Below are 15,671 nucleotides of genomic sequence, written 5' to 3' on the forward strand. Positions count from 1 at the left end.
TCAGCCCAGGTGAAAACCGCCGTCGATGGGGATGATGGCGCCGGTCATGTAGGCGCCGGCGCTGCCGGCCAGGCTCAGCGCCAGGGCGGCCATTTCCTCTTCACGGCCCCAACGCCTCATCGGAATCACCGCGGTGTCGGCGGCCAGCGCGGCTTCGTCCTCGGCGATGAAGCGGGTCATCTTGCTCGGGAAGCGCCCCGGTGCGATCACATTGACGTTGATGTGTTCGCTCACCAGCTCCTTGGCCAGCATGCGCGACAGCTGATGCAGCGCGGCCTTGCTGGGGCCGTATGCGTAGGCCTGTTCGCCCATGGCGCTAATGCCGGCTACCGAGCCGATATTGATTACACGCGCCGGGCATTGCGTAGAGCCTGCCTTGCGCAGCAGTGGTAGCAACTGCTGGATGCAGCCGAACACCGAGGTGACGTTGAGCTGCATGACCTTTTCCCAGCCCTTGGCCGGATAGCTTTCCAGCGGCGCGCCCCAGGTGGTGCCGGCGTTGTTGACCAGAATATCCAGCTGATCGATGCGCCCGGTCAGTTCGGCAGCCAGCGCCTGCACACCTTCCTCGCTGGCCAGGTTGGCTGCTATGCCGGTGCATTGGCCCAGCGCCGACAGCTCGCTGGCGGTTTGCGCGCAGGCTTCGCCATCGCGGGCGCAGACATAGACATGAGCGCCTGCCTCGACGAAGGCCTTGGCGATCATCAGGCCGATACCGCGGGTGCCGCCAGTGACCAGGGCGGTGCGGCCGACAAGGGAGAAATACGGATGCATGAGAAGGCCTCGATGAATGTGAGGTCTTCACCCTAGGGCCTGGCTCCGAGGAAAGCAGGCATCATTGCCGGCCGAAATGACGCTTCATGCGCTCAGTTGGCTGTGGCCAATTGCATATCCAGTACGCGGATGTGCCCTGGCTCCGGGTAATGCCAGTGCACGTCCAGATCCCAGAAGCGCGCGCCGTAGCGTCGTTCGGGTTGCGGTTGCTGATAGGCCGGGCGCGGGTCCTGTGCCAGGCATTGCTCTATCAGCTCCACCAGGGGCTCGGCCAGACGCAGCGCATGCTGACGCGCCAACGCTAGCGCATCTTCCTGCCAGTCCACCGCAATCAGCGGCGGCGGCGCCTCGGCCATGTCATTGCGTGCATCGGCCACGGCATCGGCATAGGGCACATAGGGCTTGATATCCAGCACCGGCGTGCCGTCGAGCAGATCGATACCGGACAGGTGCAGGCGGCCCGGCTCCACGCGCTCCAGGCGCACCACCGACTGGCCGATGCCGTTGGGCCTATGGGTTGCACGAGTGCTGAACACGCCGACCGACTGATTGCCACCCAGGCGCGGCGGACGCACCTTCAGACGCGGCTTGTCTTCCAGCGCCTGGTGGAACAAAAACAGCAGCCAGATATGGCTGACCTGCTCAAGCCCCTGAACGGCTTCGCCCTGATCGAAGGGCGGCAGCAGTTCCAGCACGCCACGCGCGGCGGGGGCGAGATGCGGCTGGCGGGGAATGGCGAACTTTTCCTTGAAACAGGAACGGACGACACCGACCGGGGAGACCAGATGCTGCATGGCGTCCTGCTTAGCGGCGGTTGACGGGCGCGTCGTGTGCCACCCGGCAACCGGCGTCGCGGAACGGGCCGGTGAAACGAATCCAGCCTTCGCCAGGGCTGGTCTGGGCACAGGTCAGGTGGCCGTCGACCTTGCTCTGCCAGAGAAAGAAGGGCGCTGGCGCGGCGAGGCTCGGCAGGCTCATGGCGAGGAGGGCGGTAAGGAGCAGGGTACGCATGATGGTGGTCTCGAGAGCGTGACGGGCACAGCCTAACACGGCCTTAGAATCGTTCCTTCTCACCCAGATAGCGCCATTGCCCGGACGGTAGCTTGGCCATCGGCACGCCGCCGATACGGATGCGCTTCATGCCCAGCACTTTCAGGCCCAGTGCCGTGCAGATCTGCCGCAGCAGGTCGGGTGCCGGGTTCTTCAGGGCGAAGCGCAGGCGCTGTTCGCTCTGCCAACTGGCCTTGCACGGTGGAAACTGCGTGCCCTTGTGGATCAGGCCCTTCTTCAGGCGCTCGAAGGTGCTGGCTGGCAGTTCGCCGGTGACATCGATCAGGTATTCCTGCTCCAACTTGGCGCCATCTTCACGCAGCTTGCGCTGGGCGCGCCAGTCCTGGCTAAGCACCACCAGGCCGCTGGCGCCGTTCTGCAATGGCAGGCTTTGTTCCTGACGCAGGAAGTGACCATGCAGAATGCGCTGGGCGTGCGGATCTTCCTCCCAGTGCCGCTCGCGCACGAGCAGGTGCTGCAGTTGCGCGGCGCTGGCGCCGGCCGGGCAATGCACCAGCAGCGTGACCGGGTCTACCGGCTCGAGGCTGGCGCCGGGCAGCAGTTCGACACGCTGATCCTCGACCTTGAACTGCGGCGCCTCGACCACTTGGCCATCCACCGTGACCCAGCCGCCGGTGATGTACAGATCAGCCTCGCGCCGAGAGCAGCCGAACAGTTCGATGACGCGTTTGGACAGGCGGGTGGGTTCGCTCATGGGCTGGCTCGGCAGGAAAAGGAGGCCATTGTACCGGTGATGGTGCAGGCTGGGGGTGAGAAAGCTGCGTCCGGAGTGTGACATCCGGAAGAGTGGCTTCAGCCACGAACAGGCGCACCATGAATTTCGCGGCTGAAGCCAGTGCGGTGCATCGGTTTTTGTGGGAGGGACTTTAGACGCGATCAGTGGTGTTACCGCTGAAAAAAGCTCGCCGCTGAAGCGTCTCCCACAGGTGCCGTAGCCAGTCGGTTCAGCGGTTATCAGGATGCTGCGCTGGACAAAAAAGCCCCGTACTGACGGTAATGCTGTTCACTTAAAAGGGGTTGACGCAATCAGTCCCCTCGCCCCTCTGGGGAGAGGGTTAGGGCGGGCCGCGTTCGGCGAGGGGAAAATGGCAGTCTCGCGGTGTTTTCGGCCTTCTCCCCAACCCTTTCCTATAAATGGGAGAGGGGAGCGAAGCGTGTGCAACCTTAAGTGAACAGCATTACCGCACTGAGCGGGGCTCCTGCAAGGCGTGGTCGATCAGACCAGCTCGCCCCACATGTCGTACTCGTCGGCATCGACGATGCGCACGCGCACCTTGTCGCCCGGCTTGACGCTGGTGGAGTCGATGAACACGCTGCCGTCGATTTCCGGGGCATCGGCCCAGGAGCGGGCCACGGTGCCTTCGCCGTCTACTTCGTCGACCAATACGTCCATTTCCAGGCCGATCTTGGCCTGCAGGCGCGCCGAGCTGATCGCCTGCTGGTGCGCCATAAAGCGCTCCCAGCGCTCCTGCTTGACCTCATCCGGCACTGGTTCCAGGCCCAGGTCGTTGGCCGGCGCGCCTTCTACAGGCGAGTACTGGAAGCAGCCGACGCGGTCGAGCTGGGCTTCGGTCAGCCAGTCCAGCAGGTACTGGAAGTCTTCTTCGGTCTCGCCGGGGAAACCGACGATGAAGGTGGAGCGGATGGTCAGCTCCGGGCAGATCTCGCGCCACTTCTTGATGCGTGCCAGGGTCTTGTCTTCGAAGGCCGGGCGCTTCATCGACTTGAGCACTTTCGGGCTGGCGTGCTGGAAGGGGATATCCAGGTACGGCAGCAGCTTGCCGGCGGCCATCAGCGGGATCACGTCGTCGACGTTGGGGTAGGGGTAGACGTAGTGCAGACGTACCCAGACGCCCATCGACGACAAGGCCTCGCACAGCTCGAGCATGCGCGTCTTCACCGGCTGGCCGTTCCAGAAGTCCAGTTTGTATTTCATGTCGACGCCGTAGGCGCTGGTGTCCTGGCTGATCACCAGCAGCTCTTTCACGCCGGCCTTGACCAGGCGCTCGGCTTCGCTGAGCACGTCGCCCACTGGGCGGCTGACCAGCTTGCCGCGCATCGACGGGATGATGCAGAAGCTGCAGGTATGGTTGCAGCCTTCGGAGATCTTCAGGTAGGCGTAGTGACGCGGCGTGAGCTTGATGCCCTGCGGCGGCACCAGATCGATCAGCGGGTTGTGCTCGGTCTTCGGTGGAATCACCTCGTGCACAGCGCTGACCACTTGCTCGTACTGCTGCGGGCCGGTGACGGCCAGCACGTTCGGGTGCACGCCGCGGATGCTGTCCTCGGCCACGCCCATGCAGCCGGTGACGATCACCTTGCCGTTCTCGGCCAGCGCCTCACCAATGGCGTCCAGCGACTCGGCCTTGGCGCTGTCGATAAAGCCGCAGGTATTGACCACCACTACGTCGGCATCCTGGTAGGTCGGTACGATCTCGTAACCTTCCATGCGCAGCTGGGTCAGGATGCGTTCGGAGTCGACAGTTGCTTTCGGGCAACCAAGGCTGACGAATCCGACTTTCGGGGTGGCGGTGGACATGCGGGCTAACCTCTAAGGGCGCCTGGGTGGCGCCTCTGATCAAAAAGTGCGCAATTCTAGCGATGGATCATACGCTTGACCAGTGCTGGTCAACGGGCGCAAACGAAAAAGGCCACTCGTTTGAGTGGCCTTTTTCTGAAGGTGGTTGCGGGAGCAGGATTTGAACCTACGACCTTCGGGTTATGAGCCCGACGAGCTACCAGACTGCTCCATCCCGCGGCGGCCATTCTACGCCTGATTAAAGCGTTGTCAATCGATTTATTGCTTTTGATCGAAAATATTAATTTTCGAACAAGCAAAAAGGCCACTCATTTGAGTGGCCTTTTCGTAAAGCTGGTTGCGGGAGCAGGATTTGAACCTACGACCTTCGGGTTATGAGCCCGACGAGCTACCAGACTGCTCCATCCCGCGTCTGTGGGGCGGCATTCTACAGTCAGATGCTTCGGTGTCAACCGCTTTTTGCGAGAAAAGTGTTTTCAACTCAGATGCTTAGCATCAAACAACTGTTAGACTGCAGTGCTCCAGGCCAGGCCGGGCAAGGCTTCCGAGGATGTTGTGCGCAAGATAATTCATGTGGATTGCGACTGCTTTTACGCCGCCATCGAGATGCGTGACGATCCGAGCCTGGCCAATCGTCCGCTGGCCGTAGGCGGTTCGGCGGAGCGTCGCGGGGTGATCGCCACCTGTAATTACGAGGCGCGTGCCTATGGGGTGCGTTCGGCGATGTCGTCCCGGCATGCGCTGAAGCTGTGTCCGGACTTGCTGATCGTCAAGCCACGCTTCGAGGTCTACCGCAGCGTCTCGCGTGAGATCCACGGCATCTTCCGCCAGTTCACTGATCTGATCGAGCCGCTGTCGCTGGATGAGGCCTATCTCGATGTCAGCGACTCGCCGCATTTTTCCGGCAGCGCCACGCGCATCGCCCAGGAGATTCGCCGCCGCGTGGCGCAGGAGCTGCACATCACCGTTTCGGCCGGCGTGGCGCCGAACAAGTTCCTGGCCAAGATCGCCAGCGACTGGCGCAAACCCAATGGGTTGTTCGTCATCACCCCGGATCAGGTCGATGCTTTCGTTGCCGAGTTGCCGGTGAACAAGCTGCACGGGGTCGGCAAGGTCACGGCCGACAAGCTGACGCGCATGGGCATTCGCACCTGCCTGGATCTGCGCGACTGGAACAAGCTGGCGCTGGTGCGCGAGTTCGGCAGTTTCGGTGAGCGCCTGTGGCGCCTGGCCCAGGGCATCGACGAACGCGAAGTGAAGGTGGACAGCCGCCGCCAGTCACTGAGCGTGGAGCACACCTATGATCAGGATCTGCCCGATCTGGACGCCTGCCTGGAAAAATTGCCAGCGCTGCTGGAAGAGATGAACGGCCGTCTGCAGCGCCTGGACGCCAGCTATCGGCCGGACAAGCCCTTCGTCAAGGTCAAGTTCCACGACTTCACCCAGACCACGCTGGAGCAGGCGGGGGCCAGCCGGGATCTGGAAAGCTATCGAGTATTGCTCAGCAACGCCTTCGCCCGCGGCGACAAGCCGGTGCGCCTGCTCGGTGTGGGGGTCAGGCTGCATGACCTGCGAGGGCGGCAGGAGCAGTTGGAGCTGTTTGCGTAACGCGGATGCAACCCGCAAGCGTTCTGCGTTATCTGTTGATGTGCCGATCTAACTGGTAGGAGAAGGGGCGATGCACCGCTTCAGTCGCCTCATTTCGCGGATAAATCCGCTCCTACAACAGCCCTGCCTGACTGCAGTACGCCCTTGTAGGAGCGGATTTATCCGCGATTTCTTTGCCAGAGCGGGGCGCCAATTGGGTAACCCCGGATTGCATCCGGACTACCTTCTCATTCCGCCCATAGGCGGATCGGCTTGCCGCTAGCCGGCCACAGCTGCAGCTGGCCGATGCCGTTGAAGTCCCAGCGCTGCACCTCGCCGAGCGCTGCGAGGAAGCGCTGCTCCTGTTCCATCAGCGCCGGTGCGCACATCTTGCGGGTGCTGCCCGGTGCCTCGAAACGGATCGCGTCATCCTTGAGCGAATAACCGGCGAACCAGTGATTGCAGCCGGCATGCCCGTGCGCCCGGCCGTCGGCGGCGAAGGTGATGGTCAGGTGGCTGCGATCGATCAACGGGCGCTCGCCGATCCACTCCACGCGATAGCTGCGTTCGGTTTCCAGTTGCGGCGTGTCGCTGGCGCAGCCGGCCAGTGTGGCGGCGAGCAGGGCTAGGGGCAGGGCGCGGTGCATGGGGTCAGGCCTCCTGGCAGGTACGGCACAGATGACGACCGGCGTCGTTGCGCCAGCCCAGTTCGGCGATGCGGGCCTCGGCAGCCGGTGCTTGCGCGGCTTTGCCGAGGGCGGCATCGACGGCGAATTCGAAATCCAGTTGCTTGCCGCAGCCGTCGCAGTTCACCTGCCAGTTATGGATGGCCAGCTCCTTGAACTGCGGCCCTTTGCACACCGCCAGCCACTGGCCGGGCGGGTTGATCAGGTGGCGAACCTTTTCCACGTCCAGGCGCATGTGCAGGTCGCGGCTACCTTTGAGAGTGACCAGCAGCGTGTCGCTGGGCTGGATCGAGCCGCCGTTGCCGGTGACCTGGTAGCGGCCCGGTGCAAGAGCGCGGCATTCGGTAAGGGTGTGCTGCGGGTTGAGCAGGGAATAACGGAAATCGTGTTCGGCCATGGGTCCTCCGGTTCAGCCGGCATGCTATCACGCGGGGCTGCGCGCTATGGCGTCTGCTAGGTGTCGCGCTGCAATCGCGAATAAATTCGCGCCTATAAAAGCTGCGTAACCCGGTTACCCTGGACTGCATCCGGGCCACAGCTCTGGCCCTATGCGCTCTGGGCGGCTGCGTCGGTCAGGCGTGCAATCGCGTCGTCCAATTCGTCCAGCGCGCGTTGAGCCTCGGGGTCATCCTGCTTGAGCAGCGTCTCGCTGCGCTGGCAGGCGGCGCGCAGCTGTGGCACACCACAATAGCGGGTGGCGCCGTGCAGCCGATGAACCCGCTCGATCAATGCGGTGCGCTCGCCGGCGTCACGTGCCTGGCGGATGGCCTGGCGGTCGCCCGGCAGGCCGGCCAGCAACATGCTCAGCATGTCCGCCGCAAGGTCGGCTTTGCCCGCGGCCAGGCGCAAGCCTTCCTCGGCGTCTAGCACCTTGGGTTGCAGCTGGGGCGGCGCAGGTGGCGCGACCTTGTGGCTCGGCTGGTTGCGCAGGTTTAGGCCGGTCCACTTGAGCACCACCTGGGCCAGTTGGCGCTCATTGATCGGCTTGGTCAGATAATCGTCCATACCGCTTTGCAGCAGGGCGCGCTTCTCATTGGCCAGGGCGTGGGCGGTCAGGGCGATGATCGGCGTGGCGCTGCGGGCTTCTTCGCTTTCCCACAGACGAATCGCTTCGGTGGCTTCACGGCCATCCATGCCGGGCATCTGCACGTCCATGAATACCAGGTCGAAGCTGCCTTGCTGGACGGCTTCTATTGCGGCGTACCCGCTATCCACAGCCTTGACCTGGGCGCCCAGATCATCGAGCAGGGTTTGCACCAGCAGCAGGTTGGCGGGGTTGTCATCGACGCAGAGGATCTGCGGTCGGCGCGTGTCGCCGATGGCGACCGGCTCGCTGGCCGAGCGTTGCGGGCTGACCATTTCCACCAGCGCCTTGTGTAGTTTGCGCGTGCAGGGAGGCTTGGCCTGCAGTTGGGTGTAGGCGTCGGGCAGCGACTCGTGGAACAGCCCCAGCTCGGTGGTCGGGCACAGCACCAGGGCCTTGCAGCCGAGGTGGTCGAGCTCATGGATACGCTGGCCGAGGACATCGGGCGGCATCTGGCTGGCGGTGATGCCCAGCACCGCCAGGCTCAGCGGCGGTTGGCCATGCTGCTGGGCGTGCACGGCCTCGAAGAGCTGGCCAGGGTCGGCGAAGCTTTGCACTTCCAGGCCGCAGTCCTCGAGCTGGTGGGCCAGTGCCTGACGCGCCAGCTCGTGGCTTTCCAATACGGCCACGCGACGGCCCTGCAGGGCAGTGCGCGGCAGGTCTTCGGCGTCGTCGCGGGCCTTGGGCAGGGTCAGGGTGATCCAGAATTCGGACCCTTCGCCCGGGGTGCTGTCGACGCCGATCTCGCCGCCCATCTGCTCGATCAGGCGCTTGGAAATCACCAGACCAAGGCCGGTGCCGCCGGCCTGGCGGCTTAGCGAGTTGTCGGCCTGGCTGAAGGCCTGGAACAGCGCGCGCAGGTCTTCATCCGACAGGCCGATGCCGGTGTCCATCACGCTGATGCGCAGCTGCGCGGTGTCGGCACTTTCATCCTCGACCATGGCACGCATGACGATGGTGCCTTCGCGAGTGAACTTGATCGCGTTGCTCACCAGGTTGGTCAGCACCTGCTTCAGGCGCTGCGGGTCGCCGCGCAGGGCCAGCGGGGTGTCGCGGTAGATCAGGCTGACCAGCTCCAGCTGCTTTTCATGGGCGGCAGGGGCGAGGATGGTCAGGGTGTCCTGCAACAGGTCGCGCAGGTTGAAGGGGATGGACTCGAGCACCAGCTTGCCGGCCTCGATCTTGGAGAAGTCGAGCACCTCGTTGATGATGCCGAGCAGGCTGTCGGCGGATTTTTCGATGGTCGACAGGTAATCGTGCTGGCGCGGGCTGAGCTCGCTTTTTTGCAGCAGGTTGGTGAAGCCGAGGATGCCGTTGAGCGGGGTGCGAATCTCATGGCTCATGTTGGCCAGGAATTCGGACTTGATGCGGCTGGCCTCCAGTGCCTCCTTGCGCGCGAAGTCCAGCTCGATGTTCTGGATCTCGATGGTCTCAAGGTTCTGGCGCACGTCCTCGGTGGCCTGTTCGATGCTGTGCTGCAGTTCTTCGTGGGCGTTCTGCAGGGCTTCGGCCATGCGGTTGATGCCGCCGGCCAACTCGTCCATTTCATGACTGCCCAGCGGCGGCAGACGGGTTTCAAGGCGGCCGTCCTTGAGCAGGGCGACGCCGGCTTTGATCTCGCGCAGCGGGCCGTTGATGCTGCGGCTCATGCGCAAGGCGAGCAGGGCAGTGACGGCAAGGCCGCCGACGATCAGCAGCAGGCTGGCGAACAGACTGCGATAACCGCTGAGCAGCGTGCCCTGGTGCGAGAGCTCCAGCTCGACCCAGCCGAGCAGCTCCAGCGTGCGCTCATCATCCAGGCTGTCGCTGAGCACCAGGTGCTGGTCGTAGACCGGCAGCAGAAAGCGCGTGGCGTCCTGTCCACTGAGCAGGCTGACGCCCGGTTGGCCGGTGGGCGACGGGTTGAGCATGCTCGGCCCGGCATGCGCCAGTAACGCACGCTCGGGGGCGAGAAAACCGACCGCGCGAACGTCCGGATGCTCCAGCGCCTGCCGGGCGATGCGTTCGAGTTTTTTCACGTCGTTCTGTTCCAGCGCCGGGGCAGCCAACGGCGCCAGGTGTTCGACCAGCATCTCGCCACGCTGCAACAGCTGCGTCTGCAGACCCGACAACTGCACCCAGGTGAAATAGCCGCCCAGCACCAGCGCCAGCAGGCTGGTGGGCAGCAGGGTGAGCAGCAATACGCGCCCCTTGATGCTGAGATCCTTGAACACGATCTTCCTCCTTCAGAACATCTGGGCAGTGTAGCGATTCGGCACGCCGGAATCTGTAGGTGAGCGATTGTCGTTTAGTAGGTAGAATTGTTCTCATTCTGCCTGTTCGGTTTTTCGCCATGATGACCTCCACTCCTGCCTCGGCTCGAATCCTTGCGGTCGAGGACGATCCCCTGCTTGCCAGCCATCTGCAGTCCCACCTCATGGGCTGCGGCTTCGATGTGACGCTCAGCCATGACGGCAGCGAAGGCCTGCAGTTGGCCGAAAACGAGGATTTCGACCTGATCCTGATGGATATTCTGCTACCCGGCACCAACGGTCTCGAAGTGTTGCAGCGCCTGCGTCGGCAGCGCAGCGTGCCGGTGTTGCTGATGTCGGCGCTGGGCGATGAGCAGAATCGCATCGCCGGTTTCAGTCAGGGCGCCGACGACTATCTACCCAAACCCTTCAGTCTGGGCGAACTTAGCGTGCGGGTGGAGGCCATTCTGCGGCGTGTCGCCTATGAGCGTCGCGAGCCGCAGCCGAGCACCGAGGGCAGTGGCTTGCAGTTCGACGAAGGGCGTAGCGACGTCGCCTTCCGTGGCAACTGGGTTGGCCTGACGCCCAGCGAATACCGCGTACTGGAGCTGCTTTGGCGGCACAAGGACGAGGCCCTGAGCAAACCCTTCCTTTATCAGCAGGCGCTACGCCGCGCCTACGCCCAGCACGATCGCAGCCTGGACATGCACGTCAGTCATATCCGCCGCAAGCTGCAGGCTGTCGGTCACGAGGCCACGCGCGTCGATACCGTGTGGGGCAAGGGATACATCCTGGCGCAGGCCGGCGCATGAGTCTGCCAGGGAAGCACTCGCTGCTGTGGCGCCTGGCTGGTGCGCTGGCACTGTTCTGCCTGCTGCTGGTCAGCCTGCATGTGGATGTCGGGCGCGAGCTGATCGATGCGACGTCCTACCTGTCCGAGTCGACCCGCAAGACGCTCAAGGGCTATGCCCAGGAGGCGGAAACCAGCTGGCGTGAGCAGGGTGCGCCTGGCGTCGATGAGTTTCTCCAGAAGCTGCAGGCGCGCGAACAGATCTGGGCCGTGGTGGTCGACGCGCACAAGGATTCGCTGTCCTCGCAGCCCTTGACCGGCGAGCAGGCGCAGCGCCTGGATTTCGTCCGCAGGCTGGAGTTTCCCGTGGGGCGACCGGGTGGTACGCCGACCTTCTATATCCCCTTCGCCGACAGCGATGCCCGCCTGGTAATGGAGTTGCCGCAGCGCCTGAACCCGCGAAGGTACAACGAGCTATGGGAGTTGCTACTGCAGCGCGTACTGCCGGCGATCCTGGCGGTGGTCGTGGCGCTGCTGCTGTACCGCCTGCTGATTGCGCCGCTGGCGATCCTCAGGCGTCAGGCTACTGCACTCAGCGCAGGCGACCTGTCCGCCCGGCTCGGGCCGCAAGTGACGCGACGCAAGGATGAGCTGGGTGAACTGGCGCGCACCTTCGATCATATGGCCGAGCGGCTGGATCGCACCGTGGCGTTCCAGCGTCAGCTGCTGCGCGACCTGTCCCACGAACTGCGCACGCCGCTGGCCCGCCTGCGCGTGGCCGGGGAGAGTGAGCAGGACATCGAGGCCCTACGCCAACGCCTGGCGCGTGAGGTGGCGGAAATGGAAAAGCTGGTCGGTGATGCGCTGGAGCTGGTCTGGCTGGATACCGAGCGGCCCAGCTTGCCGCTCGAGGAAGTGGACATCGTCAGGCTCTGGGACGTGCTGCGGGAGAACGCCGGCTTCGAGACGGGCTGGCCGATCGAGCGCATGCCCTGCGAGCTGCCGGCCGATTGCCGGGTGCTGGGCAATCTCAATGGCCTGGCGCAGGCGCTGGAAAACATCCTGCGTAATGCCATTCGCCACTCGCCGGAAGGCGGGGTGGTGCGCCTGGCTGGGCGGCGCGAAGATGACCAGTGGTTGCTATGGATCGAGGACCAGGGGGCGGGTGTCGCCGAAGGCGAGCTGGAGACCATCTTCCGACCCTTTACCCGCCTCAGTGCTGCCCGTCCGGGTGGGGATGGCTTCGGCCTTGGGTTGGCCATCGCACGCAGCATGATCGCCACCCAGGGCGGGCGCCTGTGGGCAGAGAATGCCCGGCCCGGTCTGCGGCTCAAGCTCTGCCTGCAAAGTGTATAGTTCGTAAATTAGATTTACTCTCAAATGTAAATTCTTACTATTTGCGCCTGACCCGAAAGGGCCGGCAAATAGTGGCGTTCCCTTTTTCAGGTGCGCTCGCTCCCGATGGTGCATCTGGCCGTCCGTGGCTTTGTCAGGCCCCTTTCGTTTGGTTGCGGTCATCGCCGCTGGCTGTTGCCGCTTGTCGTGGTGACGCCTGCGTTGCTGGTTCGCACGGGTCTGCCAGCCCAGCCTGTGTCCGGGGGCGTGCAGGGATTCGAGTTCCTGTTCGGAAGGCTGCTGGCGACCCAGCCGACAACTCGACTCACCTCGATCACTGGGAGCCACTACATGTCACTCAACACGCGACGTCTCGTTGCCTCGTCTCGACCTCGATTCGAGAAAACTTTGCTGGCCGTCACGCTGGCCTCGTTGGCCTGTTCGGCGGTAGCCGAGGAAAAGGCCGAGCAACTGGAACTCGGAGCGGTAGTCGTCACCGCCACGGGCTTCGAGCAAAGCGTCAAGGATGCGCCTGCCGCCATCACCGTCATCTCTGCCGAGGAGTTGAAGAAGCGCTCCTACACCGATGTGACCGATGCACTGAAGAATGTGGCCGGGGTGCAGATTGCCGGTGGCGGGGTGGAGCGCTCGATCCAGATCCGCGGCATGACGTCCGGCTACACGCTGTTTCTGATCGACGGAAGGCCGATGCAGGGCAACGATGCCTTCGGCCTGAACGGTACCCAGAACGGTACGCCGATCAACTTCCTGCCGCCCATCGAGGCCATCGAGCGCATCGAAGTCATCCGCGGCCCGGCGTCCTCGCTGTATGGCTCCGACGCCATGGGCGGGGTGGTCAACATCATCACCAAGAAGGTCCGCAACGAGTTCAGCGGCAGTATCACCGGCGAATATTCGCTGGCCGACAGCGCCAACAAGGTCAACGAGGACGGCTACCAGACCAGCGCGTACCTCAATGCGCCGCTGATCCGTGACGTGCTCTCCCTGCAGCTCAACGGCTCCTTTCTGAATCAGGACGAAAGCCACCTTGCCGGCCTGGACGACAGCGGCGCCACCGACCCGCGCTACAGAAGAAGCAACGCCGGCGGCAAGCTGGGCTGGAACATCAATGAGCAGAACCTCGTCACCCTGTACTACAACGAGGGGCGCCAGCGGCGCTGGGCCAATCCCGGCAGGAGCCTGCCGCAGGCCGATGAGCCGAGCTTCGCCGACTCCATCCAGCGGACCTATGCGCTCACCCATGAAGGCCGCTACGACAACCTGCTCACCGACAGCTACATCAACTACGACCACTCGGAAAACCTCAGTCGCCTCAACGCGACCACCGGCAACGGCATCGAATACGGCGTGCTGACCGCCAACACCCAGGCGACCTACTTCATTGGCTCGCACGCTCTGACCGGCGGCCTGACCCACAAGTACGAGAAACTGGAGGACGGCGCCAGCAGTGGTTTGCGCGAGCCCGTGGTGGCCGATGCCAACGCCGTTGTGGAGATGGACCGCTACCAGAACTCCCTGTTTCTGGAGGACAACTGGAGCCTGACCGACGACCTGACCCTGACTCTCAGCGGCCGCTTCGACGACAACCAGGCCTACGGCAGCGAGTTCAGCCCCAAGGCGTATGCGGTCTACCGAATCAACGACAACTTCACCCTCAAGGGTGGCGTGACGTCCGGCTACAAGGCGCCGAGCCTGCGTCAGGCCGCAACCGATTTCGGCTCCACCTCCCGCGGCGGCGTGATCATCGGCAACCCCGATCTCACGCCGGAAACCAGCCTCAACCGCGAGCTCGGCATCGGTTACGAGAACTTCGATCTGGGCCTCAACACCACGTTGACCGTCTACCAGACCGACTACAAGGACAAGATCAACCGCACTGGCCGAATCTGCGAGCCGAACGTGCCCTGCGTCTACAACGGCACCAACTACCCGGCACACCAGTTCGGCTACACCGCCTACGAGAACGTGGACAAGGCCGAGCTCCGGGGCGTCGAGTTCACCCTGGATTACCAGCTTCTCGACAACCTGATGTACCGCCACAGCTACACCTACACCAGCACGGAGCAGAAGTCCGGCCAGTACAAGGGCGAGCCGCTCAACGACATGGCCAAGCACATGTTCAACGTGTCGCTGGACTGGCAGGCGACGGAGAAGCTGAACCTCTGGACCCAGGTCAACTACCGGGGCGAGACGTCCGGGCGCTGGCAGACCGGCACCAGCGGTGCCTCCAGCAACGGCGTGACCTACCCGTCCTACACCTTCGCCGACGTCGGCCTGGTGTACCGGCCAACCCGGGATCTCAGCCTGAAGTTCGGCGTTTACAACGTCACCAACAAGGAAGTCACCACCGACGATGACTACGCCTACAACCTCGACGGCAGGCGCTACGTGTTCGGTGTGACCCAGAGCTTCTGACCCCTGCGCATTGGCCAGGTCGCCGATGCTGGCGGCCTTTTGCAACTCGTTTCCGGCGCTGGCACGGCGTCGGACATGACCCCCATCGAGAAAAACGAGGAAAGCGATATGACGCTATTCAAGCGTACCCTGACGAACCTGCTGCACCTTGGCGCGCTGATGTGCGCCGTATCGGCCCACGCCGCCTACCCGCTGGCCATTGAACATGGCCAGGGCAGCCTGACGCTGGACGAGGCGCCCAAGCGCGTCGCCGTATTCGATCTGGGCGTGCTCGACACGCTCGACGCCCTGGGCATCGCTGCCGCCGGCGTGCCGCAGATGGCCGGGCCGGCTTACCTGAAAGCGCAATACGCCGGGCGCGAGACCGTCAACATCGGCACCCTGTTCGAGCCGAACCAGGCCGCGCTGGAAGCGCTCAAACCTGACCTGATCATCATTGGCGGCCGCTCCAGCAATCAGTTCGAGACGCTCTCGGCGCTGGCGCCGACCATCGACCTGAGCATCGCGCCGGACCAGTTCCTGGCGGGTGTGCGGAGCAATATAAAGGTGCTGGGCGAGATATTCGACAAGCAGGAGCAGGCTGCGCAGCTCGAGGCGCAACTGGGCAAGGAACTGGCTGCGGTTCATGCCAAGACTGCCGGCCAGAGCTCTCTGACCCTGTTCACCATCAACGATGCGCTGATGCTGCACGCGCCGGGCGAGCGATTCGGCATGCTCAACGAAGTGCTGGGTACTCGTCCGGTGGTCGAGGCGGTCGACCCGGCGAGCGTCGCGCAGGGGCGCCCAGCGCCGGATTCGCCCGAGGCCAGGCAATTGCGTGAGCGGCAGAAGGTGCGTCTGGATGCAGCGTTGAAAGAGCAGCCGCAGCGGCTGGTGGTGCTCGACCGTGGTGCGGCCACCGGTGGTGAAGGCAAGGGCGCCGAAACCCTGGGCAAACATGCAGGTGTCGCGGCCAGCACGGCCTGGCAGCAGGACAAGGTGTTCTATCTCGAGCCGGCTACCTGGTACATCGCCACTGGTGGCTACCAGGGGCTGATGAACACCCTGAAGGATTTTGCCGCCGTGCAATAAGGACGTGGCTTTACTCGACTGCGGTTGGCAGTGCTCGGTCACTGCCAACTGCAGCCGGGCTAAGGTC

Annotated in this window: 13 protein-coding genes and 2 tRNA genes; 5 read left to right on the top strand and 10 right to left on the bottom strand. The window is 63.7% G+C overall.

What is annotated here, in order from left to right; all coding sequences use genetic code 11:
* The 7 genes from B2U07_RS21270 to B2U07_RS21300 form a co-directional block, all read right to left on the bottom strand.
* On the bottom strand, positions 1-774 hold the full coding sequence (locus B2U07_RS21270; protein WP_296277758.1) for an SDR family oxidoreductase: 774 nt from the start codon (positions 772-774) through the stop codon (positions 1-3).
* 92 nt (positions 775-866) lie between these two features.
* Positions 867-1,568, bottom strand: a complete 702-nt coding sequence (gene tsaA, locus B2U07_RS21275) for a tRNA (N6-threonylcarbamoyladenosine(37)-N6)-methyltransferase TrmO (protein WP_296277759.1) — start codon at positions 1,566-1,568, stop codon at positions 867-869.
* A 10-nt stretch (positions 1,569-1,578) separates the two neighbouring features.
* Entirely contained in the window at positions 1,579-1,785 is a 207-nt protein-coding gene (locus B2U07_RS21280) for a hypothetical protein (protein ID WP_197856711.1), read from the bottom strand.
* A gap of 43 nt (positions 1,786-1,828) precedes the next feature.
* Entirely contained in the window at positions 1,829-2,539 is a 711-nt protein-coding gene (locus tag B2U07_RS21285; RefSeq protein ID WP_296277761.1) for an rRNA pseudouridine synthase, read from the bottom strand.
* Between the two features lie 522 nt (positions 2,540-3,061).
* The gene (gene rimO / locus B2U07_RS21290) at positions 3,062-4,384 is read right to left on the bottom strand and encodes a 30S ribosomal protein S12 methylthiotransferase RimO (protein WP_296277763.1); all 1,323 of its coding nucleotides are present in this window, start codon (positions 4,382-4,384) and stop codon (positions 3,062-3,064) included.
* 142 nt (positions 4,385-4,526) lie between these two features.
* Positions 4,527-4,603, bottom strand: a tRNA-Met gene (locus B2U07_RS21295).
* 115 nt (positions 4,604-4,718) lie between these two features.
* Positions 4,719-4,795 (bottom strand) — tRNA-Met (locus B2U07_RS21300).
* A 144-nt stretch (positions 4,796-4,939) separates the two neighbouring features.
* Here B2U07_RS21300 and dinB point away from each other — a divergent pair.
* Positions 4,940-5,992 (top strand): DNA polymerase IV, encoded by a 1,053-nt coding sequence (gene dinB / locus B2U07_RS21305; RefSeq protein WP_197856708.1) that lies wholly within the window; start codon positions 4,940-4,942, stop codon positions 5,990-5,992.
* Between the two features lie 227 nt (positions 5,993-6,219).
* Here the strand turns inward: dinB and B2U07_RS21310 are convergent, their stop codons facing one another.
* From B2U07_RS21310 to B2U07_RS21320, 3 genes are all read right to left on the bottom strand, one after another.
* Positions 6,220-6,618: an META domain-containing protein gene (locus B2U07_RS21310; RefSeq protein ID WP_275546196.1), complete on the bottom strand. Its 399-nt coding sequence runs from the start codon at positions 6,616-6,618 to the stop codon at positions 6,220-6,222.
* 4 nt (positions 6,619-6,622) lie between these two features.
* Positions 6,623-7,054, bottom strand: coding sequence for a hypothetical protein (locus B2U07_RS21315; protein WP_197856706.1), 432 nt, complete (start codon positions 7,052-7,054; stop codon positions 6,623-6,625).
* Positions 7,055-7,203: 149 nt separating this feature from the next.
* The gene (locus B2U07_RS21320) at positions 7,204-9,954 is read right to left on the bottom strand and encodes a response regulator (protein ID WP_296277766.1); all 2,751 of its coding nucleotides are present in this window, start codon (positions 9,952-9,954) and stop codon (positions 7,204-7,206) included.
* Between the two features lie 119 nt (positions 9,955-10,073).
* Between B2U07_RS21320 and B2U07_RS21325 the strand changes: the two genes are divergently transcribed.
* The 4 genes from B2U07_RS21325 (at position 10,074) to B2U07_RS21340 (ending at position 15,604) form a co-directional block, all read left to right on the top strand.
* The gene (locus B2U07_RS21325; protein WP_275546194.1) at positions 10,074-10,784 is read left to right on the top strand and encodes a response regulator transcription factor; all 711 of its coding nucleotides are present in this window, start codon (positions 10,074-10,076) and stop codon (positions 10,782-10,784) included.
* Positions 10,781-12,118, top strand: coding sequence for a sensor histidine kinase (locus B2U07_RS21330; protein ID WP_275546193.1), 1,338 nt, complete (start codon positions 10,781-10,783; stop codon positions 12,116-12,118). The genes B2U07_RS21325 and B2U07_RS21330 overlap by 4 nt, the downstream gene beginning before the upstream one ends.
* Before the next feature lie 330 nt (positions 12,119-12,448).
* Complete coding sequence (locus B2U07_RS21335; protein ID WP_275546192.1) at positions 12,449-14,533, top strand: TonB-dependent receptor domain-containing protein; 2,085 nt, start codon at positions 12,449-12,451, stop codon at positions 14,531-14,533.
* 108 nt (positions 14,534-14,641) lie between these two features.
* Positions 14,642-15,604, top strand: coding sequence for a siderophore ABC transporter substrate-binding protein (locus tag B2U07_RS21340; RefSeq protein ID WP_275546191.1), 963 nt, complete (start codon positions 14,642-14,644; stop codon positions 15,602-15,604).
* Positions 15,605-15,671: the final 67 nt, after the last annotated feature.

Source organism: Pseudomonas sp. UBA7530, from assembly GCF_002479365.1.
GTDB lineage: Bacteria > Pseudomonadota > Gammaproteobacteria > Pseudomonadales > Pseudomonadaceae > Aquipseudomonas.